21 protein-coding genes are annotated in these 23,203 nt (G+C 66.2%); 11 read left to right on the top strand and 10 right to left on the bottom strand.

Translation table 11 applies throughout. From position 1 onward, the window contains the following. Positions 1 to 57 precede the first annotated feature (57 nt). The 7 genes from DPR14_RS11795 to DPR14_RS11765 form a co-directional block, all read right to left on the bottom strand. Positions 58 to 2,364 carry a xanthine dehydrogenase family protein molybdopterin-binding subunit gene (locus DPR14_RS11795; protein WP_158045312.1) on the bottom strand — a complete coding sequence of 769 codons (2,307 nt, stop codon included), beginning with the start codon at positions 2,362 to 2,364 and terminating at the stop codon, positions 58 to 60. 4 nt (positions 2,365 to 2,368) lie between these two features. Further along, entirely contained in the window at positions 2,369 to 2,821 is a 453-nt protein-coding gene (locus tag DPR14_RS11790) for a (2Fe-2S)-binding protein (protein ID WP_158045311.1), read from the bottom strand. A 139-nt stretch (positions 2,822 to 2,960) separates the two neighbouring features. Beyond that, positions 2,961 to 3,554, bottom strand: coding sequence for a DUF4142 domain-containing protein (locus DPR14_RS11785; protein ID WP_158045310.1), 594 nt, complete (start codon positions 3,552 to 3,554; stop codon positions 2,961 to 2,963). A gap of 38 nt (positions 3,555 to 3,592) precedes the next feature. Beyond that, complete coding sequence (locus tag DPR14_RS11780) at positions 3,593 to 3,994, bottom strand: early set domain-containing protein (protein ID WP_158045309.1); 402 nt, start codon at positions 3,992 to 3,994, stop codon at positions 3,593 to 3,595. A 91-nt stretch (positions 3,995 to 4,085) separates the two neighbouring features. Then, a complete protein-coding gene (locus DPR14_RS11775) occupies positions 4,086 to 4,667 on the bottom strand; it encodes a hypothetical protein (protein WP_158045308.1) in 582 nt (193 codons plus the stop codon). After that, a complete protein-coding gene (locus DPR14_RS11770; RefSeq protein WP_192499430.1) occupies positions 4,649 to 5,131 on the bottom strand; it encodes a c-type cytochrome in 483 nt (160 codons plus the stop codon). Before DPR14_RS11770 ends, DPR14_RS11775 begins: the two co-directional genes overlap by 19 nt. A gap of 103 nt (positions 5,132 to 5,234) precedes the next feature. Beyond that, positions 5,235 to 6,977 carry a PQQ-dependent dehydrogenase, methanol/ethanol family gene (locus DPR14_RS11765; RefSeq protein ID WP_211103973.1) on the bottom strand — a complete coding sequence of 581 codons (1,743 nt, stop codon included), beginning with the start codon at positions 6,975 to 6,977 and terminating at the stop codon, positions 5,235 to 5,237. 1,153 nt (positions 6,978 to 8,130) lie between these two features. On the opposite strand from DPR14_RS11765, the gene DPR14_RS29100 reads away from it, so the two are divergent. The 8 genes from DPR14_RS29100 to DPR14_RS11725 all read left to right on the top strand — a co-directional run bounded on the left by DPR14_RS29100 (position 8,131) and on the right by DPR14_RS11725 (position 13,729). Continuing rightward, positions 8,131 to 8,508: an RNA polymerase sigma factor gene (locus tag DPR14_RS29100; protein WP_158045305.1), complete on the top strand. Its 378-nt coding sequence runs from the start codon at positions 8,131 to 8,133 to the stop codon at positions 8,506 to 8,508. Positions 8,509 to 9,332: 824 nt separating this feature from the next. Further along, on the top strand, positions 9,333 to 9,644 hold the full coding sequence (locus DPR14_RS11755) for an anti-sigma factor family protein (RefSeq protein ID WP_158045304.1): 312 nt from the start codon (positions 9,333 to 9,335) through the stop codon (positions 9,642 to 9,644). Positions 9,645 to 10,220: 576 nt separating this feature from the next. Continuing rightward, positions 10,221 to 10,736 (top strand): RNA polymerase sigma factor, encoded by a 516-nt coding sequence (locus tag DPR14_RS11750; RefSeq protein WP_211103972.1) that lies wholly within the window; start codon positions 10,221 to 10,223, stop codon positions 10,734 to 10,736. 157 nt (positions 10,737 to 10,893) lie between these two features. Beyond that, the gene (locus DPR14_RS11745; RefSeq protein WP_158045302.1) at positions 10,894 to 11,640 is read left to right on the top strand and encodes an anti-sigma factor family protein; all 747 of its coding nucleotides are present in this window, start codon (positions 10,894 to 10,896) and stop codon (positions 11,638 to 11,640) included. Between the two features lie 127 nt (positions 11,641 to 11,767). After that, a complete protein-coding gene (gspG, locus tag DPR14_RS11740; protein ID WP_246149203.1) occupies positions 11,768 to 12,274 on the top strand; it encodes a type II secretion system major pseudopilin GspG in 507 nt (168 codons plus the stop codon). 30 nt (positions 12,275 to 12,304) lie between these two features. Then, the gene (locus DPR14_RS11735) at positions 12,305 to 12,754 is read left to right on the top strand and encodes a GspH/FimT family pseudopilin (protein ID WP_158045301.1); all 450 of its coding nucleotides are present in this window, start codon (positions 12,305 to 12,307) and stop codon (positions 12,752 to 12,754) included. Next, positions 12,747 to 13,181 (top strand): type II secretion system protein, encoded by a 435-nt coding sequence (locus DPR14_RS11730; RefSeq protein WP_158045300.1) that lies wholly within the window; start codon positions 12,747 to 12,749, stop codon positions 13,179 to 13,181. Before DPR14_RS11735 ends, DPR14_RS11730 begins: the two co-directional genes overlap by 8 nt. Beyond that, complete coding sequence (locus DPR14_RS11725) at positions 13,178 to 13,729, top strand: prepilin-type N-terminal cleavage/methylation domain-containing protein (RefSeq protein ID WP_158045299.1); 552 nt, start codon at positions 13,178 to 13,180, stop codon at positions 13,727 to 13,729. Before DPR14_RS11730 ends, DPR14_RS11725 begins: the two co-directional genes overlap by 4 nt. A gap of 15 nt (positions 13,730 to 13,744) precedes the next feature. Here the strand turns inward: DPR14_RS11725 and DPR14_RS11720 are convergent, their stop codons facing one another. Then, positions 13,745 to 14,572 carry a type II secretion system minor pseudopilin gene (locus DPR14_RS11720; protein ID WP_192499428.1) on the bottom strand — a complete coding sequence of 276 codons (828 nt, stop codon included), beginning with the start codon at positions 14,570 to 14,572 and terminating at the stop codon, positions 13,745 to 13,747. Positions 14,573 to 14,697: 125 nt separating this feature from the next. Next, positions 14,698 to 16,896: a type II secretion system secretin GspD gene (gene gspD, locus DPR14_RS11715; RefSeq protein ID WP_192499427.1), complete on the bottom strand. Its 2,199-nt coding sequence runs from the start codon at positions 16,894 to 16,896 to the stop codon at positions 14,698 to 14,700. A 765-nt stretch (positions 16,897 to 17,661) separates the two neighbouring features. Between gspD and DPR14_RS11710 the strand changes: the two genes are divergently transcribed. The 3 genes from DPR14_RS11710 to DPR14_RS11700 are packed head-to-tail and all read left to right on the top strand — an operon-like array spanning position 17,662 to position 21,220. Next, entirely contained in the window at positions 17,662 to 18,297 is a 636-nt protein-coding gene (locus tag DPR14_RS11710) for a prepilin peptidase (protein WP_192499426.1), read from the top strand. Then, complete coding sequence (locus tag DPR14_RS11705) at positions 18,294 to 20,015, top strand: GspE/PulE family protein (RefSeq protein ID WP_158045295.1); 1,722 nt, start codon at positions 18,294 to 18,296, stop codon at positions 20,013 to 20,015. Before DPR14_RS11710 ends, DPR14_RS11705 begins: the two co-directional genes overlap by 4 nt. After that, positions 20,015 to 21,220, top strand: a complete 1,206-nt coding sequence (locus tag DPR14_RS11700) for a type II secretion system F family protein (protein ID WP_192499425.1) — start codon at positions 20,015 to 20,017, stop codon at positions 21,218 to 21,220. Before DPR14_RS11705 ends, DPR14_RS11700 begins: the two co-directional genes overlap by 1 nt. 51 nt (positions 21,221 to 21,271) lie before the next feature. On the opposite strand, the gene DPR14_RS11695 is transcribed toward DPR14_RS11700, so the two are convergent. Continuing rightward, positions 21,272 to 22,636, bottom strand: coding sequence for a PepSY-associated TM helix domain-containing protein (locus tag DPR14_RS11695; RefSeq protein WP_158045293.1), 1,365 nt, complete (start codon positions 22,634 to 22,636; stop codon positions 21,272 to 21,274). Positions 22,637 to 23,203 lie beyond the last annotated feature (567 nt).

Raw genomic sequence — 23,203 nt, 5'->3', positions numbered from 1 at the left:
ACGGACCTCTCCCCGAGGAGAGGCCCGGCGGCTTTCGAGCACCGCGTGAAGCTGACGTCAGATCGCCCTCAGGTCCTGCCCGCCGATCGGCAGGGTCCGGATGCGCTTGCCCGTCGCCGCGAAGATCGCGTTGCACAGCGCCGGCGCGAAGGGCGGCACCCCCGGTTCGCCGACGCCGCTCGCCGGAACATCGTACCCGTGGGGGATGATGTGCGTGCGCACGTCGAGCGGCGACGTGTCGATGCGGGCGACCTCATAGGTGTCGTAGTTGGCCTGGACCGCCCGGCCCTTCTCGAAGGTGATCTCGCTGAACATGGTCGAACTCATGCCCATCACGGCCGCTCCCTCGATCTGCGACCGGATACGCTCCGGATTGACCGCGAAGCCGCAGTCGATCGCGGTGTCGACCCGAGGGACCGACAGGTTCCCCTGGTCGTCGATCGCGACCTCGATCGCGGTCGCCACGTAGGACAGGAAGCTGCGGTGCGCGGCGATGCCGAGGCCGTGCCCCTTCGGCAGGGTGCGGCCCCACCCGATCCCGTCCGCCGCGACCCTGACGACATTGGCGAGGCGCCCGGTGTCGATCGGATACGTCTCGTAGGGATCGCCGTAGTTCCAGAACTCCTCCACCATCCCCGTCTTGCCGATGTCCAGCTTCCTGGCCGGCCCGATCAGTTCCAGGAGGAAATCCTTCGAGTCCCTGCCGAGGCTGTGGGCGAGCTCGGCCACGAAGGACTGTGCCGCGAAGGCGTGCGGGATGTTGGCGACCGACCGGAACCAGCCGATCCGGGTATGGGCAGCCGCTTCGCCGTTCTCGCACCGGATGTTGGGGATCGCGAAGGGGACGTCGACCACGCCCATGGCGAGTTCGAGCGAGTGCTCGTGCTTCGGGTCCGGCATGAAGGTGGACATGAGGGACGGCGCCACGGTGCGGTGCAGCCAGCCCGTGACCTTGCCCTTCTCGTCGAGCGCCGCCTCCAGGTGGTCGAGCGAGACGGTATGGTAGAAACTGTGCTGGATATCGTCTTCCCGGCTCCAGGCGAGCTTCACCGGCACTCCGCCCAGCGCCTGCGACACCAGGGCCGCCTCCTGCGCGAAGTCGGCCTGCGACTTGCGCCCGAAGCCGCCGCCCAGAAGCGTGACGTTGACCTTCACCTTGTCCATGGGCAGGTTCAGCAGTTTCGCCAAGTCCTCCCGCGCGCCGTAGGGATACTGAAGCGGAGCCCAGACCTCGCATTGGCCGTTGCCGACAACGGCCGTCGCCACCGGCGGCTCCATGGGGGCGCAGGCGAGATGGGGGACGTAGTATTCCGCCGTCACCTTCCTGGCTGCGGCGGAAAACGCCTTTTCCGGATCGCCCTCGTTGCGGACGATCTTCGACGGCTGGCGGGCCGTCTTCTCCATCTCGGCCTTGTAGGCGGCGGAGTCGTAGGACGCGTTCGGTCCGTCGTCCCACTCGATCTTCAGGGCTTCCTTGCCCTTCATGGCGGCGTAGGTGTTGCTCGCCACCACGGCGATGCCGCCAAGCGGCGTGAACTTCACGCGTGGGTCCTGGGTCTGGATTTCGATGACCTTCTCCACCCCGGGAACCTTCAGGGTCTCCGACGCGTCGAAGGACTTGACCTTGCCGCCGACCACCGGCGGATGCGCCACGACCGCGAACTTCATGCCGGGAAGCATGGTGTCGTAGCCGTACTGCGCCTTGCCCGTGATGATGTCGTCCAGGTCGTAGATCGATATGTTGCCCTTTCCCATGTAGCGGAAGGCGGCATCCTTCTTGAGCTTGAGCTGGTCGAGGGGCGGCGTCGGGAGATCCATGGCAGCCTGGGCGAGATCCCCGTAGCCGAGCCTGCGGCCCGAACCGGAATGGACGACCTCGTGGTTAGCCGCCTGGACCTCCGAGACCGGCACCTTCCATTCCCGGGCAGCCGCCTCTTCGAGCATCTGGCGCATGGCGGCGCCGCACTGGCGCATGGGCTGGATGAAGTGCCGCATGCTGCGCGACCCGTCGGTGTCCTGATTGCCGTAGCGCGGCTCGTCGGCCGGCGCCTGGGTCAGCCGGACCCGGGACCAGTCCGCCTCCAGCTCGTCGGCGACGACCATGGGCAGGCTGGTCCGGATGCCGGTGCCCATCTCCGAGCGGTGCGTCACGATCGTGACCGTGCCCGACGGGTCGATGCTGATGAACACGTGGGGATCGTTGACCGTGCCGTGCGGCATCTCGCCGGCCCCGGTTGCGTAGGTTTCCGCCGCGAAGGCGCCCCGCGGCAGGAATTGGAGGGCCACCACGAAACCGGTCGCGGCACCGACGCCCTTGAGGAAGCCGCGGCGGCTGACGTTCTGGATGAGGGCTTGCTTCGGCATGGCGTCATGCTCCCGTGCTGGCCGCTTTCACGGCGGCGTGGATCCGCTGGTAGCAGCCGCACCGGCAGATGTTGCCGGACATCGCCTCGGAGATCTGGCGGTCGTCCGGGTTCCGGGTGGACGCCACGAACGCCGCCGCCTGCATGATCTGGCCGGCCTGACAGTAGCCGCACTGGGGCACGTTGGCATCGCGCCAGGCCCGTTGCACCGGATGGTTGCCTTGCGGGTCGAGGCCTTCGATCGTTGTCACGGGGCCGTCGATATCGCCGACGAAGGTGACGCAGGAGCGGACGGCCTCCGCGCCGACATGGACCGTGCAGGCGCCGCACGCCGCGATGCCGCATCCGTATTTGGTGCCGATCAGTCCGAGCACGTCACGGATGACCCAGAGGAGCGGCGTGTCGGGCGGGACATCCACCTGGTGCCGCTGTCCATTCACGGTGAGATTGACCGCCATGCCGGAGTCTCCTCATTTTCAGGTTATGGGCTTCTGGTTATGAGCTGGAATGAGTGGTTTCAGGCCGGCATCCACCCGGCATCCGGGAGCGGGTGCCCGGCCGCGCCGGCGACCGACACCCTCTCCATCCCATGCGCAATCACTTGGTGCCGGTGGTTCCAGTCGCCGCCTCGCTGCCGATCAGGGGATCGGCGATGGCGCGCGCACGCTCCAGGTGGCGCTTCAGCGCCGGAAGCTGCGCCGTGGCGAAGCCGCGGAGTTCGTCGTCCTGGCTGTTCGCGGCCTGCGCTTCGTAGAGCTTCACCGCATCGTCATGGTCCTTGACCTGCATGACCATGTATTCGCGGTCGAACTCCGCTCCGGACAGCGTCTCAAGGGATTGGGCGGGCTGCAGTGCCGCACCCTGCTCGCCCGTGGTCGGCGGCGAACCCTTGCTGCCTTCCGTCGGGAAGCCGCTGGCTTCGGCGATCTTCTTGAGTTCCGCGTTCGCCGTCTCGTGGTCGCGGACCATCTCCTGGGCGAAAGCCTTCACGTCCGGGCTGGTGGCTTTCTGCGCGGCGATCTTGCTGACCTCGACTTCCGCCAAGCCTGCGGCCGTGGCTTGCTCGACGAACTTGGGATCGGATATCGGCGGCGAATCGGCCCTGGTGGTCACCGGCGTCTGACCATGCGCAAGGGACACGCCCATCGCCAGAAAGACGGAAACCGTCAATGCGGGGATCCTGGTACCCATGTTTTCCTCCCAGTACCTTATGCGTTGCGTGGCGCCGGCTACTTCTTTTCCATCACGTTCGCGAAGACGCCGATCTTCAGGGGCGCCGACGCGCCCGTGATGTCGACCAGCCTGTACTGTCCCGCCTTGATGCGCGGGGTCACCTTGCCGTGGTGGACATCGGTCGCCACGGTCTTGCCGTCGGCCTCGACCGAGAAGCGCACGGCATCGGCCTTATCCCCCTCTATCTTCCAGACCATTTCCACGGTGCGCGGCGGCGGGCTCAGGTCGAACGGCTCGCTGCTGGCCGGCTCCGCGGCGGCCTCGACGGTGACTGTCTGGAGCAGGGTCTCCTTGATCTGGGGATTGTTGTGCGCAAGCGCCGCCGGGCCGAGGGCGACGGAGACGGCCAGGGCCGCGCCGATCCCCCACCTCGGCATCCAGATGCCAGCCCCGGTCATGACGCGGACGCCCGCGTGACTTCGACGGTCACCGAGTCCTCGTAGGCCTTGCCCTCTTGTCCGGGGCCACGGAACAACCTGGTTTCCATCTTCAGGCTGCGCCCGGCGACGGCCTTGCGGCACTCCTGCTTGATGAACATGCCCCGATCTCCGTTTCTCCCGTCTGCCGCGGCAGGTCGGTGCAGGCCCAGCCGTCGGTGCCGTAATGCTCCCGCACCCTGAGCGAGAGCAGGAAAGCCTTCTTCCTGAGGTAAGGGCTGGCTTTCTCGTCGGTCACGATGTGCAGGGCCTCGATCGTGCCGGCATCGCTGACGGCCATGGTCAGGATCACGGGATGGCCGGCGATCTTGGTTCCCTCCCAGCGGTCGGCCATCCGGGCCAGCGTCTTGTTCTCCTGGAATTCAAAGCGCACGCCGCGCAGTCCCCTGGCGTCGGCGGGGCAGCGCCGGTAATCGGACCAGTCCGCAAGCTCGGCGCCGTCGCCGGCGGCACAGGAGAACCCGGCAAGGCCGGCAGCCGACTTATCGTCAAGCGTCGCCCCGACCCTGACCTGGCGGACATCGCTTTCCAGCGGATCGGCCGCGGCGGCGGCAGGGCCGGCCGAGGCCGCAAGGCCCGCCAGGATGCAGGCGCTCCACAGGAACGCGGTCCCTCTCACTTGTAGCTTTGGCATTGTTTTGCCCCCTCTCCCCAGAAGGAAACGCAGTCCGCGCGGTCGGGCTTGTCCTTGCCCTTCTGATTGGCCGTGACGTAGTCGGCGACGCTGGCGATCTCCTCTTCCGACAGGAACTCCGCCGCCTGGGGCGGCATTTCGTCGCCGAGCGTCTTGGGGTCCGTGCCGTAGCACTCCCCGGAAGACCACGCGTTCTTGTCATGGAAGGGCATGCGCGTTCCCGGCCGGCCGCACCGGACCACCTCGACCAGTTGGTCCCGCTCGAGCTGGGTCGTGCGAAGCGACAGGGCGGCACCGCCATAGCCGCCGCCACCGCCGCCGTGCCACTTGTGGCAGCCGACGCAGTTCGCCTTCTCATAGATCGCCTTGCCGTCGGCCGCCGTCGCCGACGGGACTCCGAGCAGCGGCAGAAGAAGGACGGCGGCAGGCAGGACCAGCAGCTTTCGAATGATGGCAGTTCTCATGGGCATCCTGATGCATTCTCCCCTCGGGATCGGAATCCTTCGGGGTCTTCTTGGAAGGGGGCGGCGCAGGGCGCCGCCCGTCCGGTCCGATTGCCCGGGCCGACTACAGCGAGAAGACGTAGAGCATGCTGCTGGGCTGGACCTTCTCCAGTCCCTTGGTGCCGTCGATGAACCATTTCGGCCAAGCGCCCCCGAGGCCGACGAGGATCGCGACATACTGCTTGCCGTCCACCGAGAAGGTCATCGGCGGGGCGTTGACACCCGACCCGGTATTGAACGTCCAGAGCTGTTCCAGCGTCTTCGCGTCGAGCGCGTAGATCTCCCCCGATGGATGGCCGGTGAAGACGACGTTGCCGGCGGTGGCGAGCATGCCGCCGAGCAGCGGATAGTGGGTCTTGAACTTGCCGGCGACTTCGCCGGTCGTGACGTCGATCGCCGTCACGCTCCCGGTGATCTGTTCGTGCTGACGCGGTCCTCCGCCGGTGAACCACTCCCGCGGCTGGTAGCTCTCGCCGGGAATGATCTCCTCGTTCAGCATCTGGTTGCAGCTCTCGATGACCGGAATGTACCAGAGCTTGAGCTGTGGGTTATAGGCGGTCGGCGGCCAGTTCTTGCCGCCCATGTTGCCGGGGCATGACGTGCCGACCGGGTTGTCGCGGCTGGGCGCCGTCCCTTCCGCATATTGCTGAACCTGGGCCGAACTGTCGTAGTTGAGCGGCTTTCCCGTCTTCTCGTCCAGGCCCGGCGTCCAGGTCACCTTGTCGACGAACTTCGCCCCCCAAAGGAAGTCGCCGCTCTCGCGGTCCAGGGCATAGCCGAAGCCGTTGCGGTTGGCATGGAGCGTGAGCTTGCGCGGCGCTCCCCGGATCGTCTCGTCGACCAGCACGTGCTCCGAGACGCCGTCATAGTCGTAGGGGTCGTTCGGCGTGTATTGGTAATGCCACTTGATCTGTCCGGTGGCCGGGTCCAGCGCCAGCGCGCTGTTGGTGTAGAGGTTGTCGCCCGGCCGGTACTGGCTGTCCCAGTCGGGTCCGGGATTGCCGACTCCCCAGTAGATGACGTCGAGCTGAGGATCGTAGGTGCCGGTGACCCAGGTGGAGCCGCCGCCGGTCTTCCAGGCCTCGTAGTCGTCCTTCCAGGTCTCGTGCCCCGGTTCGCCCGGCGCGGGAATGGTGTGCCGCCTCCAGACCTCCTTGCCGTCGTTCAGGTCGGTGGCCGCGATCCAGCCCCGAATCCCGTACTCGCCCCCGCCGACGCCGGTGATCGCCATGTCCTTGACGATCAGAGGCGCGCCCGTGATGGTCTCGGCGACGCCGGGATCGGCGACCTTGCGCTCCCAGGCGACCTCGCCGGTCTCCTTGTCGGTGGAGATCAGCCGCCCGTCGAGGGTATGGGAGATCACCTTGTCCTTCCAGAGCGCCACGCCCCGGTTGTTGACGCCGCAACAGGCGACGGCACCCGACCACTCCTTGTCGGTCTTGGGATCCATCTTCCAGACGAGCTTGCCGGCCCCGCCATGGACATCGAGCTTGTAGACGCTGCCCCATCCGTCGGTGACATACATCATGCCGTCCTCGACGATGGGCGTTCCTTCGAGCCCGCCATGAGGCCAGATACCGCCTTTCTCGATGCCGCCCAGCGCCATGGTCCAGGCAACCTTCATGTTCTTGACGTTGCCCGTGTTGATCTGGTCGAGCTTCGAAAAACGCTGGCCGCTGTAGGACTGGTGATGATGCAGCCAGTTCTGCGGCTCCGCATCGTGAGCCTTCAGCAGGCGGTCCTGCGAAACGTCGCCGGCCTTTGCCGAGCCTGGTGGAAAGATGGCGGTCCCCACCAGAAGGGACAAAGCGACCGCGCTTGCGGCCGACGCGGCGCGTCGGGCAATTCTTGTTGGGCTTCTCATGTTTCCTCCCGAAAAGGCCTTGTGGCCCGCTTCTGTATTGGCCGCCCTTGGTCTCTCCTGCCCGAGGGCCTGTCATGAACCTGGGCGGCTTTTCCGTGACTTTCCTGCCTTCTGTCCTTCAAATCTCCCCGGTGTTCCGATCGCCTGTTTGAGCTCCCGCGAGATCTCCATGCCGGCGCAATACTCGACAGCGACCCGAGCAATGCGGGTCGGAGGACTGGAACGGTCAGGCGCAAATGGCCTGTCCGGCCGAAGGGTTCCTGCTGGTACTCCGGTCAGGAGATTGTACGAAACCAAATGAAACGGTCGTACTGGGTGATTGGACTGAATAGAAGAGTAGATCAGGCTAACTCAGGGCAACACAAGGTAGGACTTCGTGATCCGCCTCTGACTTGACACAACGGGTTTCGAAACAACGGACATTGCCATCGCTCTCCCGGAATTTGACGATAAACTCGTTCGCCGGACAATCATGTTGGGGTTCGACGGGATGCGCCTCATCAATGATCGCGCAGTCTGCCTTGCCCCATTGCGATTGTGTTCAGTTAGGAAACTAAACACGTCTTCCGATGGCATTTCAAGAGAAGATTGTGCACACAATTATTCTTAAACTGCATTGTTGCAATGCACGCACCTCCTGCAATCACCGCAAGGTAGCGGTAGAAGGGCTGCGGAAGTGTAATTGGTCATACCGCTTGAGCTGTTTGTGGTGTACCGGAGGGGCTATCCTTTGGGTGAGCAAATCCGCTTCAGCCCACGGACAAAGCGCTTCGGCAGCCGGATTGAAACATCGTCTGCACAATAATGAGGCTGCTTCAGCCGTCATACCGTTCTCATACGAAATAAAGTAACGCGATAAGCGAAAAACGCATTCCAGGTATGCGCCAATACGGTGAGGACGCTGACTAATGGTATCGCCCTGTCGCAACGCGGTTTCCCCTACGGCCTACGAGGTAGGTTTCGGCACTGCAGCTCCTTATGGCTTCCAACATAATGAAAATGAGATCCGGCGCCGAGGCATAGCCCTCGACCCGCGTCAAAGTATCTCCCGTGAGCTTTTTACAACGATGCCGGAAGTTGGTTTTCGTGAAACCATATGTTGTCTAATTGCCCTTGCAGGCTACTTCCATTCGCGACTGTGGAGCACCGGACCATTTCGCAAGAGGAAGCAGTGAAGAGATCCGTTTATGACTCATCGCCACGGCAGGTTCGTCACGAGCTGGACGCTTTGCCTCCCGAAGAGCGCCTGGCCATCATGCTGGTTTGCGTTGAAGGATTGAGCTACCGGGAAGCGGCGGCGCAGCTCTCCACCTCGGTCGAGGAGATCAGGAACCGCTTGCTACGCGGCCGGCTGGCACTGTTAAGCAAGTTGACGGTGACGGAAGGGAGTTTCCCCCGATCCGGCACTCCCCGCCGGCCTGGACGCGACCCTGGACAGCGCATGTTCGCCGGTTCCGTACCGGACGCCTCCTGAGATGAACCGCATGTACAAGGCGGGCGGGAACCCGCCGTGGTCGCTTTCGCCATCGGCAATCTCCGACCTTCGGTTTGGAATGTCTCCCGGACCTTTCGATCCGGCATGTCGAAAAAGGATACCCGGGAATTTCGCTTCTCCCGGATCGTCATATATACGGACGGGCGGATCAGGGGGAAAGGAACCGGAATGAGTGGCTTGGGGCGACGCGGATGACGGTGGGGCATGGATAGCCATTTGGTTCAGCCGTTTCCCTGACGACCTACCAAGAAAAATCCAGCCTACCGGTGGGATCGTTCAATAGCTACACGATCATGTCCTAGGATAGAGATTGGAGTTCTTCCACAGTTCAATAAAAACAGCAGATTCCGTTTTGCCGGACCTTGGTGGCGTCAGAGTTGGAGTAGATGAACGACCAGACGCTACACCTGCTGGCGAGGTGATACCCAGGGTTTGCAGTACCACGCCCTAGGTGCTCGCTCGCAGAAAACGGTCCATGGAAGACCAGCACCATGACAAATTTTCGTACCAGGCAGGGAAAAAGTTGCATTCCAATTCGTCATAGAGATAGCTATCGGACAACCGACCAGCGTCACCAAGGGGTCTGACTTCATGGTTTGTCTTCATCACGCCTTACCCTGCCGGGGATGGCAAGCCAGTTCCACCACTGCGGCGGTTGTCGGAAGACGCGTCGTCAGAGTCTGGTGTTAGCCGGAACTTCCATGCAGACCATATGTTTGATATGAATCCAGAGAAATGATTGCGGCGCTTGCTACTTGACGACCTCAGACAACTGGCAGCACCCAATCCGCAGGAGAAACTTTATGCACAATCTGCTTGTCGCGGGACAGCTTTACAGCACCGTCGAGGGCAGCCTCGATGAAGGCCTCATCATGGCCTATGTTGACGGTGAGTTGGACCAGGATGGGCGAAACTATGTGGAAACCTTGCTTGCGGGCAACGCGGAAGCAAGAGAATTTGCAGATCTCCTGCAGTTGAGTTCCACTCTGGTCAGGTCCGCCTTCGTCGAAGAACCGGAAACGCCGGCGGTTCGGCTTTCCGTCGTTCCGACACAGGGCTCCGGCGGCACCGCAAGGACTCCGGTACAGCGCAGACGCCTCCGACGAAACGCTTGATGGCAATCCGCGCACGGGTCCCGACCCACGCCGTCCCGGCGGTGCCGTCAAGCCCCTGTGCGCGGGACGATCCCGGCATGGCGGGGGAAGCATTCTGTAAATTCCCCTGGCCCGTGCTTAGCTTTCTACGCAGGGGTTTTTCAATCCCGGGTATCCGGACTGAAGTTGCCGAAATGGAGTTTGGCAATCCGGTCTGACGGCGCTACAGCCTGACCCGCGCTTGCACATACTGTCCACCACTGCCATTAGTAATATTACCTTGTGGTATATTCCGGTGTATCTGCCCTTTGTACATGGCCGATCGCAACTGGCTCACTACCAGCAAGGTACTTGATTCCGAAACCCCAAATGTGTTTTCCATTTTATCAGCTTTTTCTTGAATCGCTGGATGGTGCCGGTGTCACTTCGAGTTCTGCTCTCCTGCAAAAAATGGGTAGCTCTGAAATCACTCGATCAGATTTCCCAAATTTATTATAAAATTTTACCTATTGGCGTTCTCCGGGATCGGAAAGGCCGACTTGCCGCTCCGATCTCCAGTGATAATTCCGACAGGTACTGGAACTGGGTGGCGGGGCCGTGAGAGACAAAATTGTTGCCATACTGCCGAAGTTGCAGCGCTTTGCACGGGTCCTGACGGGTTCGCGCGATGCCGGGGACGACTTGGTGCAACGGGCCTGCGAACGCCTCCTGCGCAAGCCCGAGGCTTACGACGGCATCCTCTGTCTGGAAAGCTGGATGTATCGGGTCATCAACAACGCCTGGATCGACGAGAAGCGCAGCGCGCGGAGCAAGCTTTCCGACCCCATAGAGGCCGGCCTGGAGATCGTCGGGGAGAATGGCGAGGCTACGGTCGATGTCCGTTCTACCCTGGCCCGTGTGCGCTTGGAAATGGCGCGCTTGCCGGCGGAGCAGCGGGCCGCCCTGATGCTTGTCTGCGTCGACGGGCTGAGCTATCAGGAAGCGGCCAACGTGCTCGGGATTCCGATCGGGACGCTGATGAGCCGCCTGGCCCGCGCGCGCCTTGCCCTGGCGGAACGGATGCGGCAAGCCCATTCGGGCCATGTCGGCACCCCGGTCGGCAAAGTTGGCTGACCCCCGAAAGATTTCACCATTCGGTCGGAGCGGATGCCCCACTATCAGTCCTGAGTATCGTCGCCGCGGCGACCATGAAGGGGTAACCGGCTGATCGCCAGGAACCGGCTATCCGATCGACCCGGCTCCCGGCGGTGCCCCTGAGCACGGAACGTAAATGATCGAACTGACAGATGAAATCCTTGTCGCCTATGTCGACGAGGAATTGCCCCTAGAGACACGGCTGGCCGTGGAGGCTGGCATTGCCCGCGACCCCGTTGCCCAGGCCAAGGTCAGGGACATGCGCGACACGGCCGCCTTGCTGCGGTCCGCCTTCCCGGAAGAAGAGCCGAGGAACAACATCGTCCTGCTCAAGCCCAGGCCCAAGGGGCGCATTGTCAAGAACCCGGTCTTCCTGGCCGGCCTTGTCGCCGCCATGGTCGCCCTGGTCGTCGGAGCCGGTCTCTCCGCGTTTCCGTCGCACGGAAGCGGGCGTGAGCACTTCATGGCCGACGTCGCAGCCTATCACTCCGTCTACGCGGCGGAGACCGAACACCTGGCCGAAGTCCCCGCATCGCGGAAAGACCATATCGAGGAATGGCTGGGTGCGCGCATCGGACTGCAGTTCACGGTTCCCGACCTGTCGTCCGAAGGTTGGATATTCGAAGGCGGCAGACTGCTGGCGGAAGCCGACCAGCCGATCGCGCAGCTGCTCTATTCCGCCCCGGACCGGCAGCCGATCGCGCTGTGCATCACGAAGTCCGACCAGACAGCGAGCGCCCCGGTCCAGTACGACCCGGGCAAGGGACTTAAGGTTGCCGCCTGGGACGATAACGGGTACCTGTACATCGTGGTTGGCGCCCTCGCCCCGACGGAACTCGACCGACTTACGCAGGAGGTCCGGGATCACTTCCAGCATGCCTGACGAGCGAATTCGAGTTTCCGGTCTCTTTGGGGGCATCACGGCAGAAATGACCTGTCCGCCGGAATACGCCACCGGCCAGATCGTCATCGGATCGAGGGCACTGCCTTATCAAATGCTGGAGGAAGTCATGGGGAATTCCCGCCAAGAGGCTCATAGCCCGAGAGCCATCCGCCCGATCGCCGGCCGCCGGACGCCTGCCGGCCGGATGAGCCACCGGAAGCGTCCCTCCTCGGCAGCCGGATTTACCCTCCTGGAACTGCTGGTCGTGCTCGTCATCCTGGGGCTGCTGGCCTCGGTCACCGCGCCGGCTGTCGCGCGCTATCTCAGCGGCGCCAAGGTGGACGCGGCCAAGCTGCAGATCCAGAACCTGTCGACCACGCTGGACATGTACCGGCTGGACACGGGAAGCTACCCGTCCCAGCAGGACGGCCTGAAGGCCCTGGTACAGCGTCCTTCGGGCGCGCAACGCTGGAACGGCCCCTATCTACGGAAGGCCGACATGATCAAGGATCCGTGGGGTCAGGAATATCACTACCGCACCCCCGGAGAGCGCGCCGAGGTCGAGGTGTTCACGCTGGGCGCCGACAAGGCTGCCGGAGGCACGGGGGAGAACCAGGACCTGGGCAGCTGGTGATCCGTCACCGCCCCGCGTCCTGATCGAATCATGAAAAGTCACGCCGGCTTCACCTTGCTCGAGCTGCTCGTCGTCATGGCGATAGCCGGGCTGGTGATGCTGGCGGCGCCTCGGCTGGGAGGGTCTTGGGCCGAGGGAGCCAAGGAAAGGGCTGCCGTCCGGGAACTGGGCTCGGCACTGTCCCGCGCCCGCTACATGGCGACCGCGACACGAAGCCCGGTCGAGGTGCAGTTCGACCTGAAGGCCCGGGAATGGCGGATCCAGCCCGGCGGAAAGGGGGGGCGCCTTCCCGGTTCGAGCGTCCGCGTACTCGGGATCGACGGCGGCGTGCCGGGCGACGGCGCCACTGCAGCGATCCGGTTCTATGCCGACGGTGGCTCCTCGGGAGGTACCGTCCTCCTGGATCTGCCCAGCGCCAGCCGCGGACAGGCGCGGATCGCGGCGGATTGGCTGAGCGGCAGGATCCAGGTCGATGACTGACGCGCCGCCCGCCGGCCGGCAGCGCCCCGCCTTGGCCCGCCGTCCCGGATTCAGCCTGATCGAGGTCCTCGTCGCCCTTGCGATCCTGGGCATCGCGCTGGGCGCCATGATGCCCCGCCTCTCCTTCGGAAGCCTGGCGTCCGAGCGCGCCGAACGCACCGAGGAAGCGGTCATGCTGGCGGAGAGGCTTCTGGTAGAAGTGGGGCGTACCATCCCGATGCCTTCCGGAACGCCCGTCGACGGCACGACCCCCGACGGCTTCTCCTGGCGGCTCGAAACCTGTTGCCTGCGGACGATGGAGGACGCCACGGGACGGAGCACCGCGGGCATCGCCGATATCCGGGTGGAGGTGTCCTGGCTGTCCATGCGCGGCAGCCGGAACATCGCCCTGGTCACCCGCCGGATGATCCCGGGAGAGGCGGGATGACCCGGCGCCCCGGATTCACGCTCCTGGAAATGCTGGTGGCGATGACGCTCATCGCCTTCATCATGGTCGCCGGCCAGCAGGTGATCGCGCTCGCGGCCCGCGCGGCCGCACCTCGCGGTGACGGCGGCCATGGTTTTCTGGTCCAGCGCCAGATCGCCGACTGGCTGGAAACCGCCCTGCCGGTCCGGTCGGACCGGCGCGACCGCGCGCCGCTGATCTTCTCCGGTGACCAGGGATCGCTCCGCTTCGTCACGGTCCTGCCCCAGCGCTTCGGCCTCGCCGGTCCCAACGTCGTGACCATGTCCGGGTCGCCCGGCGGCCTGCTGGCGAGATGGCAGCCGCTCCGCCTGACCGGCGAGCAGCAGGTCGGCGAGCGGTTGATCCTGGAAGGGGCGGTTCAGGTCTCGTTCCGCTACTGGGACAACGCCGGCGGTTGGCGGAACGCCTGGCCCGCCGGCCAGCGCCTGCCGGACCTGATCGAGCTGAGCATGAGCGGCGGTCCCGCCGAGGGGTGGCCGCCGATCGTCGTGGCGCCGCGCAACCGCTGACCGGACAGCGGCTGGTCAGCCGCCGATAGCCCGCCAGCCGTACCAGGCGACCGGCTGGCGCATGTCGCCGGTTATCCTGAAAGACGCAGCGCGCGTCAGCCTGACTCCGCTCGGCAGCGCTGCCTCGGCCGTCACCGAGAACATGCGCCGCCGCGAGGGCGCCACTCCGCTGAGCAGCCCGGCGGCCTCGACGGCGCTGCCCAGCCGCTGCAATCCGGGCGGACTCACGACAGGGTCGAACTGCGCCCGCCCGCTATGGACCGTAAGGAACGGGGCCGCCGCCGCGACCAGTTCCGGAGGCATGCCAAGGACCTGCTCCATTTCGCCCACGGTGTCGAACACGCCGTCCTTCGCGCCGGCCGGCCGGCCGGCGGCCACATACTCCGGATCCTCGGCGCCGTTCGCCCGGCGCAGGTTGTCGATGTCGCGGAAGTCGGCGATGCGCTCGGAAAGCGCCACCGGATCCTCGGCGGGAAGGTCCGGGTTGTCGCGCATCAGGGTTTCGAAAAGCAGCGCGAGCAGCTCTGGCTGGGCGCCGTTGAGGTCGACCTTGCCATCCTCGTCCTCGATCTTCACCCGGACCGGGATGTCGTCGATGCGCAGATCCAAGACCTGCACCCCGGCGAGGTCCGTCACCGGCTGCCCCGAGCCGAGGCGCTCGACCATCCGGAACGCCGCCTCCTCCACCGCCCCGTCGGCGGCGGCCCTGACCCTGCCCATGTCGTGCGCCCAGACACTGCGATCGATGTCGAATCCGGTCCGCGACGCCACGATCGCGGTGAACAGCCCGACCACCATGACGATCCAGAATACCGCGATCAGGGCGAAACCGGGTCTGCGCATGGCGATGCCTTGAGGATGCCGACGAGTTCCGGGCGCGGCCGCGCCATTGGAACTCGGCGGCACGCCTGGGTGCCGGCCGTTCATCCGCCGGCAGGCGTGATGATCCGTCCTGGCGACGCTTCCCGTCACTGGACGGGAAGTCCCTGCCGGGTGCCCTGAATCGGTTCCCTGTGAACGACCGGCAGCAGCGCCTGCATGCGCGACCGCAGTTCGTTGGTCATGTCCCGGGCGTCCTGGGTCGTCTGCACGATCCGGGGCCGCAGCAGGATCAGCAGCTCGGTACGCCGAACGTCGGTCGCCCGGGTGCCGAACAGCGGCCCGACGACCGGCAGCCTCGACAGGTAGGGAACGCCATCCATGCCGGCGGTGGCGCCGTCGCGGATCAGGCCGCCCAGACCGATGGTCTCGCCGCTCCGGACCGCCACCGTGCTGGCGATCCGGCGCTGGGCGATGGTCGGCGCGTCGATCTCGGACGTGGTGGTCAAGGTCGCCTCGGAGACGTTCTGCTCGATCTCCATCCGGACCATCCCGCCCTCGTTGACCCGCGGGACCACCTGGAGCGTGACGCCGGTATCGACATACTGGACCGAGTTGACGATCGGCGCGTCCGGATTGACGACGCTGACAGCCTGCTGGACGGGGATCGGCACGCTGTCGCCGACCTGGAGGAGCGCCGTCTGGTTGGTCAGCGCCAGGACCTGGGGCGACGAGATCACCCGCACGTCGGTGACCGATTCCAGCGCGCGCAGCACGACCCGCGCGTCGGGCGTGTTGAAGGCGAGTGCGAAGCCCGGCAGCGCCGGCTGGGGCGTCGCGCTCGCGCTTTGGCTCAGCAAGGCCTGGAAATTGCCGCTGTTGAAGAACCACTGCAACCCGTACTGGAGCGTATCGTTGAGGGTCACCTCGGCGATGGTCGCCTCGATCAGCACCTGGAGCGGCTGGGTATCCAGCTGGCGCAGGGCATTCTCGATGCGCCGGTACTGCTGCCGCGTCCCCTGGACGATCAGGGCGTTCCGGCTGTCGTCGGCTATGATCCGCAGGCCAGGTGCCGCGACGGCCGTGAAGCCGCTGCCCTGCCCCTGCCCGCCCGCGCCGCCGTCGAACCCGCCGCCGAATCCCGAGCCGCCCTGGCCGCCGAAACCGCCGCCGCCCAAGGGATCGCCGCCGAGTCCCCCCCCTCCGCCGCCCTGCCCCAGCCCTCCCTGGCCCAGGCCTCCCTGACCCAGCCCTCCCTGGCCGAGACCGCCCTGACCCAAGCCGCCCTGGCCGGAAGATCCGCCCTGTCCGCGCCGGGTCAGGCTGGATTGGGCGAGCTGGCGCGACTGCAACCCGGGCGCCAACCCGCCGATCTGCTGGCCGGTCGGTTCGGCACCGAAGATCTGGCCCAGCGCCGTGGCGAGGTCGGCGGCCTTGCCGTTCTGGACGGGATAGACGAACAGCTCCGGATCGGACCCGCCGCCCTCCTGGTCCAGCCGCTCGGCCCAGTTCAGCATGCGGTCGATCGCGTCGGCGTTGCGCGTCACGATGACCAGGGCGCTCATGCGCTCGACCGGCACGAATCGCACCTCCTGGTCCCCTTCCTCCGATCCGAAGATCGCCGTCAGTTCCTCGGCCATCGCCGCGGGAGCCGCGTAGCGGAGCGGCTTCAGCGCGAAGGACATGCCCTGCAGCTGGTCCAGGTCGATCGCCTGGACGGTCGCTTCCATCAGGTCGAGCTGCGGCCCCGATCCGGCGAGGACCATGATGTTGCGCTTGGGATCGACCGAGACCACTGCACCCCTGGGCGTCAGCGGAGCCAGCAGTTCGGACGCCTTCGCGGCCTCGATATGCCGCAGCGGCAGGACCCGGACTCCCATTCCCGGTCCCCCGCCCAGGGCGGGGCCGTTGGTAAGGCCCGACTCCGCCGGAACCACCTGGTAACCGTTGGGGAAAGGAACCAGCGACACCCCATGCATCTGGAGCACGCGCTCGACCAGCGGCAGGACGTCGGCCCGCGGGATGGCTCCGCGGGTATCGACGCTTACGGTTCCCTCGATCCTCGAATCGACCGCGTAGGTCAGTCCGAGAATGTCGCCGAGCACGGCGCGCGCGAACTCCCTGATGTCGGTGTCCGGAAAATTCAGCTCCACGCTCTCGCCGGTCGGCGACGGCCGGGTGGAGGTCGCCGGCACCTGGATGCGCAAGCCGCCCCGCTCCACATAGGCCGGCCGCCTCGGCGGCTGCTCCTCCCGGCCGGCGGCACCGCCCGATCCAACCCCTCCGCCCGGAACGAGCGGCGTCGGCTGCCCCGATGTTCCGCCGTCCGTGCGCATCAGTTCGGACATGCGTTCGTCGATGTTGCTCCGCGCGGTACCCTGAGCGCATCCAGCCAGGAGAGCCAGGACAGCACAGGCGGAAATTCCCAGCCGAAATCCGGACGGAGCGGGTGTTCTGCGTGTCGTCATCAATCGTTCACCGACTCAAAGCAACCAGGGTTCAAAGGAAGACCTATGACGAAAACCGAAAAATCCACCGACCGGTGAAACCTGCACTTGCGGATGGAACCGGTTCGTAATCTCTAACACCCAAGTTCCGATTTCGAGAAAAGTGCATCGGAAGGGTAGTAGCGGTAGTTTTCCTCATTCATTTTTGGAAAACCTAATCGGCGAATGGCCACCAAGAATTATCCATCGGCCGAATGGAAGCGAGAAAAAGATGTATCTCTGGACTAAACTCCTGGTTTAAACGTCCTCGGGCCACTTGCTCGGAAAGCTGCCCGAAACTCGTCGGCTCGCTCCGGCGCAGCAATTTTCTCCCACTGAACCTGACTTAAAATTTCCTGGCGGGTCTCCCCCCCGAATCGGTACGCCGACTCCCCGGCCGCTGGAAAATGCATGTCGGCGTACAGCATGACCAGTACATCTTTAGGCACATTTTGTAAGATCCGGTCCGGACGACCCGCCGGGATGCGCAGGCCCGGCAAGGCAAAAGGGCATAAAGCGGGAATAAATTCGACCGATGTCCGTCAACACACGGGTATCATCGCGCCGATGAGGTTCACCGGCACGTCCACGAAAAGGGAACTGAACAGGCAGGTGGAAGGGTTGGAATTGCTCCTGATAGCATCGGCACCGCTGTTCGGCGGCATCGTCGGCATCCTGGTGGACCGTTATCCCGCGCCGCCGGGCGAGGATGACGCGTGCCCGGCCGCCTTGCGCAGCCTCCATCCCGCCATGGAGGCCGCCTGCACCTTGGCGGCCATCCTGGCCGCCGTGCTCCTGCCGATGCCGCTGTCGGCCTTCGCCGCCGTCCTTGGCTGGACCCTGCTCGGCTTGGCGCTGATCGACTTGCGCTACCTGGAGGTTCCGGACGCCGTTTCCCTTCCGCTGATCCCCGCCGGCCTCGCGGCGACCTGGTGGGTCGAGCCGCAGGCGGTCCCGGCTCATGCCGCCGCCGCTGCCCTGGGCGCCGGCGCCATCTGGCTGCTAGGCGCGGCCTACCGCCGGGTCCGCGGGCATGAGGGCATCGGCGGCGGCGACGTCCGGCTGTTCGCCGCGGCCGGTGCCTGGGTCGGGCTGGCGGCCTTGCCGAGCGTCCTGTTCCTGTCCGGCGTCTTCGGCCTGCTCGCCGCGGCATTCCTCCTCCGTGGCGGCTGGGTGGAGCGGGACGGCCGCATTCCCTTCGTCCCTGCATTGTCCGCCGCATTGTGGGTGGTTTTCCTCGTTCCCGAACTGGTGCAGCCATGACGAGCCTCGCCGACAACCCGACCGTCACCTCCTTCCCCGGCGCTCCCGCCGACGCTCTCCAGGACGCGTTCGCGGGCGACCTGCTGGCGTCCGGGCACCTGTCGCAGGCATTGCTGGATCGCGCCCGCCGGGCGGCGTCGGAAAGCGGAATCGGGCTGCCGACCGCGGTCATAAACCTGGGCATCGTCCCGGAGACCATCGTGGCCGAGAGTCTCTGCCGGGCGCTCTCGCTCCCCCAGGTCGAAGCCCACGAATGGCCCGACGAGGCGGTCGGCGAGGCCAGCCCGCGCTGGATGGAGCAGGCCCGCGTCCTCCCGCTCCGGGTGGAGGAGGACCACGTCGTGGTGGCGTCGGCCGACCCGACGGACTCAGCCGCCCTCCAGGCGGCGGGATTGCTGTTCGACCTGCCGGTGAGGATCCGGGTCGCGACCCAGTCCGATATCCGGAAGGCGGTCGCCAAGCTGCGGGACGGCGCCGCCTCGGACACCCATGTGACGACCGTGGCCGGCGACGACGACCTCCAGCGCCTGAAGGACTTGGCGAGCGAGGCGCCGGTCGTCAGGTTCGTCAACCACATGATCGTCCAGGCGGTGGAGAGCCGGGCGTCCGACCTTCATCTGGAAAGCCAGGAAGGCGGGCCGGTGCAGTGGCTCCGCATCGACGGCGATCTAACGCCGATCGAGGCGCCGGCACCTGCCCTTCACCGGGCCGTCGTCTCCCGCATCAAGATCCTGGCCGGCATCGACATCGCCGAGCGCCGCCTTCCCCAGGATGGCCGCATCAAGATGACCGTCGGAGGCCGTCAGGTCGACCTGCGCGTCGGCATCGTTCCGACGCTTCACGGTGAAAGCGTCGCCATCCGCGTGCTCGACCGCAGTTCCGTGGCGCTTGACTTCGTGAAGCTCGGCTTCACCGGCCCCGTGCTCGACAAGTGGCTGGAGGCGGCGAACCGCCCCTACGGGATCGTCCTGGTCACGGGGCCGACCGGCAGCGGCAAGACGACCACGCTCTACAGCTCGCTGCTCCGCGTCTTCGTCCCGTCGCGCAAGTATTTCACCATCGAGGACCCGATCGAGTACCAGCTTCCCGGTGTCAACCAGACCGAGGTCAAGCCCGGGATCAAGCTGACCTTCGCCTCGATCCTGCGCGCGCTGCTGCGGCAGAACCCCAACGTCATCCTGGTCGGCGAAATCCGCGACCGCGAGACCGCGCAGACCGCGATCGAAGCGTCGCTCACCGGCCACCTGATCATGTCGACGCTTCACACCAACGACGCTCCCGGCGCCATCACCCGCATGCTGGAGATGGGTGTCGAGGATTACCTGCTGGCGTCCACCCTCAATGCCGTGCTGGCCCAGCGGCTCGTCCGCACCCTGTGCCCCGACTGCCGCGAGCCCCACCCTTACGCGGACGCGATCGTCCAGCGGTTCGATCTCGGCCGCTTCGCCCCCGACGGACAAGCCCGGCCCATGCATGCGCCCGGATGCCCGTCCTGCCGAGGCACGGGATGGCGCGGGCGGACCATGATCACGGAACTCATGGTCATGACCGACCGGATGCGCGCCGCCGCCATGGCGCGCGGCGAAGCCTCCAGGCTGGCCGAGATCGCGCGGGAGGAGGGCATGGAGACCTTGTTCGAGAGCGGCCTGCGCAAGGTCGCGGACGGCTCCACGACGGTGGAGGAGGTCTTGATGGCGACGCTGCAGGGAGCTTCCTGATGCCGGTCTTCCAGTTCGAGGCGGTCGAGCGCGACGGCAAGATCGCCGTCGGCACTCTCAGCGCCGCGGACACCGAGGCGGTCGCGCGCCAACTCCAGGAGCGGGGCGCCGTGCCCCTCCGCATCGAGACCGGCCAAGCCGCCGCCGGAGGATTCGCCGGCAGCCGCAAGTCGCTGCCGCCCGCCAAGCTGTCGCGTTTCGCCCGCGAACTGGCGCTGCTGCTGGATGCCGGCCTCCGGCTGGACCAGGCGCTGGCTTCGGTCGCCCGGTCGCGCGACCTCAAGACGATGGCGCCGGCGCTGAACGTCGTGCTGGAGCAGGTCCGGGCCGGCATCCCCTTCAGCGAAGCGCTGGAGCAGCGGCCGGAACTGGCGCCGCCCTATGCGATCGGCATGATCCGCGCCGGGGAGGCGGCCGGCGCGCTCGCCACCATCCTGCGCAGCCTGGCCGATCTCGCCGACCGGCGGGCCAGGTCGGCGAAGGCGGTGCGCGCCGCACTGACCTATCCGGCGATCCTGGCGGTCACGGCCGCCGTCTCCATCGGCACCCTGTTCACCGTCGTCCTGCCCCAGCTCGAACCGCTGTTCGACGGTGCCGGCGACCGGCTGCCGACCATGACCATCGTGGTGCTGGAGACCAGCCGCCTGTTCCGCGAATACGGGCTCTACGCGCTGGTCGCCCTGGTCGCCGCCGGAATCGCCGTCCGCGTCTCGGTCAACGCTCCCGAGACGCGCCGCGCCCTGCACGGCCTGCTGTTGCGGGCCCCCCTGGCCGGCGGCCTGATCCGCCGGATCGAGGGCGGCCGGTTCGCCCGACTGTTCTCCACCCTGATCGGCGCCGGCCTGCCGGCCGCCAACGCGCTGGAGCTGGCCCGGGGCGGCGCCACCAACATGGCTTTCGCCGATGCTCTGAAGGATGTCCGCGGAGCCCTGATCGAGGGCCGCGGCATCGCCGAGCCGCTGGCCGCCACCAGGATCTTCCCGGCCGTCCTGCTGGACCTGGCCCGCGTCGGCGAGGAGAGCGGGCGGTTGGGCGAGGTCCTGGGCCACGCCGCCAACATCCTGGAGGAGGAGGCCGAGAGCGAGATCCAGCGCGGCATCGCCCTTTTGGCGCCGCTCCTGACCATCGGCCTGGGCGGCGTGATCGCCTTCATCATCGCGTCCGTCGTGATGGCGATCCTCAGCATGAACTCTATCGCCATGTAGGCGCGCGCGGGACGGCGGGACGGCTTTCGCCACCCGCCGCCCCGCCCGGGATCACGCCGTTTCCGTCCGGCGCCGCCCGGCGACCAGCAGGTAGTCGAGGACGGCCATCACGACCATCGAGATCCCGACCAGGGGGAACAGGACCCCGCCGATCATCAGGATCGCCAGCACGCCGCGCAGGACTCCCCGGTCCGCGGGCATGGGCGGCACGCCAAGCGTACGGCTCGGACGGCGCTTCCACCACATGACTCCGGCGGAGACCGACAGCAGGACGATCGCCAGGCAGACCACAAGCATGACGATCTGGTTCGCGACGCCGAACTCCTGGCCCATGTGGACGTTGATGCCCCATTCCAGCGCCCGGCCGAGCGGGCCGTAGTCGGCATAGCTCATGTCGATCAGCGGCTTGCCCGTGTACTGGTCCATGTGGACAACCCGCTGTTGCGACAGGTCGTCCGGATAGGCGGACGCGCTGTAGACGCCCTTCGGCCCGCCGGGCAGGCTGACCGCATAGCCCGGCGCCATGCCCAGCCGGTCGAACGCCGCGACCGCGCCGTCCAAACCGATCGGACCACCGCCTGCCGGGGCGGATTCAGGCATCCGCGCCTGCTCGAGCGACCAGCTCGTCGGTCCCGACACATGGGCCAGGTGCTCGTCCGACATCGGCACGGCGACCCGGACTCCCGCGGGATAGCCGAAGTTGGAGCCGTTGGCCCACCGGTTGACATAGTCGCCCCAATAGACCGACCACGGCATTCCGGTGACCGCCAGGAACACGATGAAGGCGCCGACGAAGATCCCGGTCACGGCGTGCAGGTCGCGCCAGAACACCCTCTGGCGCCGGGTGCCGCGGACGGTCACGACGCCACCCTCCCGGCCGCGCGGCCACCAGAGATAGATCCCGGTGCCGACCAGCAGGATCGTCCAGCCGCCGACGATCTCGATGACGCCGTTGGCCACCGGACCGAACCAGGCGAGGCTGTGCAGCTGGCGGACCACCCACATCACCGATCCCTTGTCGGGTATGTCGCCGAGCACCCGTCCGGAATAGGGATCGACGAACACCGATAGCTTGCCGGCCGCGGTCTTCACGCCGACCTCGGCGGAGGACAGCGGATCGGCCGGAGGCGTGTACTTCACCGCGGTGCCGGGATATGCCTCGAGCGCCGCTTCTACCAAGGCCGAGGGCGCCGCCCGTTCCCCGGCGCTCGCCTCCACGTATTTCAGGTCGCGATAGACGATATTGTCGATTTCGTCCCGGAACAGGTATGCCGCTCCGGTCACCGCCAGGAGGATGAGGAAGGGCAGCGCCAGCAGGCCGGCATAGAAGTGCCAGCGCCAGACCGCCCGGTAGACACTGGTGGACGAGATCGTCGCCGCCCGCGACGGGGCGGGTCCGAGGGAAGTTTCTGTCATGGCTCGATTCCGATGGCATGAGGCACGCGCGCAGACCGGCGGGCCGCCGGCGCGGCGTCCTCGGTAGGTTTTCGATTCAGCAGGATTGGGATCGAACCATCGGAGGGGGGGCACGCGGATGAACCGCCGTCAGGAAATGCCTTGCCGCCGGCGCTTCTTCGCGCCGGGCATCGTCGATCCTTGCAGGCTGGGGGCAACGCGCAACCACGTGGCTGCCGCCTGCGGGAACCGGCGGAGCGGTTCCCGAGCAGGCTGCGCAAAGGTTGCAGGTCTGCCCGGGCGAACCATGTCCCGGCTTCTCCTTCGGAACAGGCTGCCGGTCGTGTCGATCGTGTCCCGCATGCTGATGCGCCGACGGCGCATGCACCGGCCGGGCGGCGGCATGATGATGGCCGGACGACGCCGCCATCGCCGGTTGCCGTGCCCCCATAGGCACATGGCCGGCCAGGATCAGCTGGGCGACGGCGGCGAACAGCGCCAGCAGGACTACCACGGCGTGCGAGCGATTCCGGCCGGCGGCGGAACGAACTCCGCCACGCCACAGAATTGGCCTGGAAACATCGCTGC

Origin of the sequence: Skermanella pratensis, assembly GCF_008843145.1 — a bacterium.
In the GTDB taxonomy this organism is placed as follows: Bacteria; Pseudomonadota; Alphaproteobacteria; order Azospirillales; family Azospirillaceae; genus Skermanella; species Skermanella pratensis.
Note: the sequence above shows the minus strand (reverse complement) of the source record. Positions and strands in the feature narration are given on the sequence as shown.

What these genes read in the sequence shown, in the direction of transcription:
- DPR14_RS11780 (WP_158045309.1), bottom strand. Translation starts at nt 3,994, where the DNA reads ATGACCGGGGCTGGCATCTGGATGCCGAGGTGGGGGATCGGCGCGGCC.
- DPR14_RS11700 (WP_192499425.1), top strand. Translation starts at nt 20,015, where the DNA reads ATGCCGGTCTTCCAGTTCGAGGCGGTCGAGCGCGACGGCAAGATCGCC.
- DPR14_RS11755 (WP_158045304.1), top strand. Translation starts at nt 9,333, where the DNA reads ATGCACAATCTGCTTGTCGCGGGACAGCTTTACAGCACCGTCGAGGGC.
- gspD (WP_192499427.1), bottom strand. Translation starts at nt 16,896, where the DNA reads ATGTCCGAACTGATGCGCACGGACGGCGGAACATCGGGGCAGCCGACG.
- DPR14_RS11770 (WP_192499430.1), bottom strand. Translation starts at nt 5,131, where the DNA reads ATGAGAACTGCCATCATTCGAAAGCTGCTGGTCCTGCCTGCCGCCGTC.
- DPR14_RS11735 (WP_158045301.1), top strand. Translation starts at nt 12,305, where the DNA reads ATGAAAAGTCACGCCGGCTTCACCTTGCTCGAGCTGCTCGTCGTCATG.
- DPR14_RS11730 (WP_158045300.1), top strand. Translation starts at nt 12,747, where the DNA reads ATGACTGACGCGCCGCCCGCCGGCCGGCAGCGCCCCGCCTTGGCCCGC.
- DPR14_RS11790 (WP_158045311.1), bottom strand. Translation starts at nt 2,821, where the DNA reads ATGGCGGTCAATCTCACCGTGAATGGACAGCGGCACCAGGTGGATGTC.
- DPR14_RS11775 (WP_158045308.1), bottom strand. Translation starts at nt 4,667, where the DNA reads ATGCCAAAGCTACAAGTGAGAGGGACCGCGTTCCTGTGGAGCGCCTGC.
- DPR14_RS11720 (WP_192499428.1), bottom strand. Translation starts at nt 14,572, where the DNA reads ATGCGCAGACCCGGTTTCGCCCTGATCGCGGTATTCTGGATCGTCATG.
- gspG (WP_246149203.1), top strand. Translation starts at nt 11,768, where the DNA reads ATGGGGAATTCCCGCCAAGAGGCTCATAGCCCGAGAGCCATCCGCCCG.
- DPR14_RS11705 (WP_158045295.1), top strand. Translation starts at nt 18,294, where the DNA reads ATGACGAGCCTCGCCGACAACCCGACCGTCACCTCCTTCCCCGGCGCT.
- DPR14_RS11725 (WP_158045299.1), top strand. Translation starts at nt 13,178, where the DNA reads ATGACCCGGCGCCCCGGATTCACGCTCCTGGAAATGCTGGTGGCGATG.
- DPR14_RS11695 (WP_158045293.1), bottom strand. Translation starts at nt 22,636, where the DNA reads ATGACAGAAACTTCCCTCGGACCCGCCCCGTCGCGGGCGGCGACGATC.
- DPR14_RS11795 (WP_158045312.1), bottom strand. Translation starts at nt 2,364, where the DNA reads ATGCCGAAGCAAGCCCTCATCCAGAACGTCAGCCGCCGCGGCTTCCTC.
- DPR14_RS11785 (WP_158045310.1), bottom strand. Translation starts at nt 3,554, where the DNA reads ATGGGTACCAGGATCCCCGCATTGACGGTTTCCGTCTTTCTGGCGATG.
- DPR14_RS11745 (WP_158045302.1), top strand. Translation starts at nt 10,894, where the DNA reads ATGATCGAACTGACAGATGAAATCCTTGTCGCCTATGTCGACGAGGAA.
- DPR14_RS29100 (WP_158045305.1), top strand. Translation starts at nt 8,131, where the DNA reads ATGTTGTCTAATTGCCCTTGCAGGCTACTTCCATTCGCGACTGTGGAG.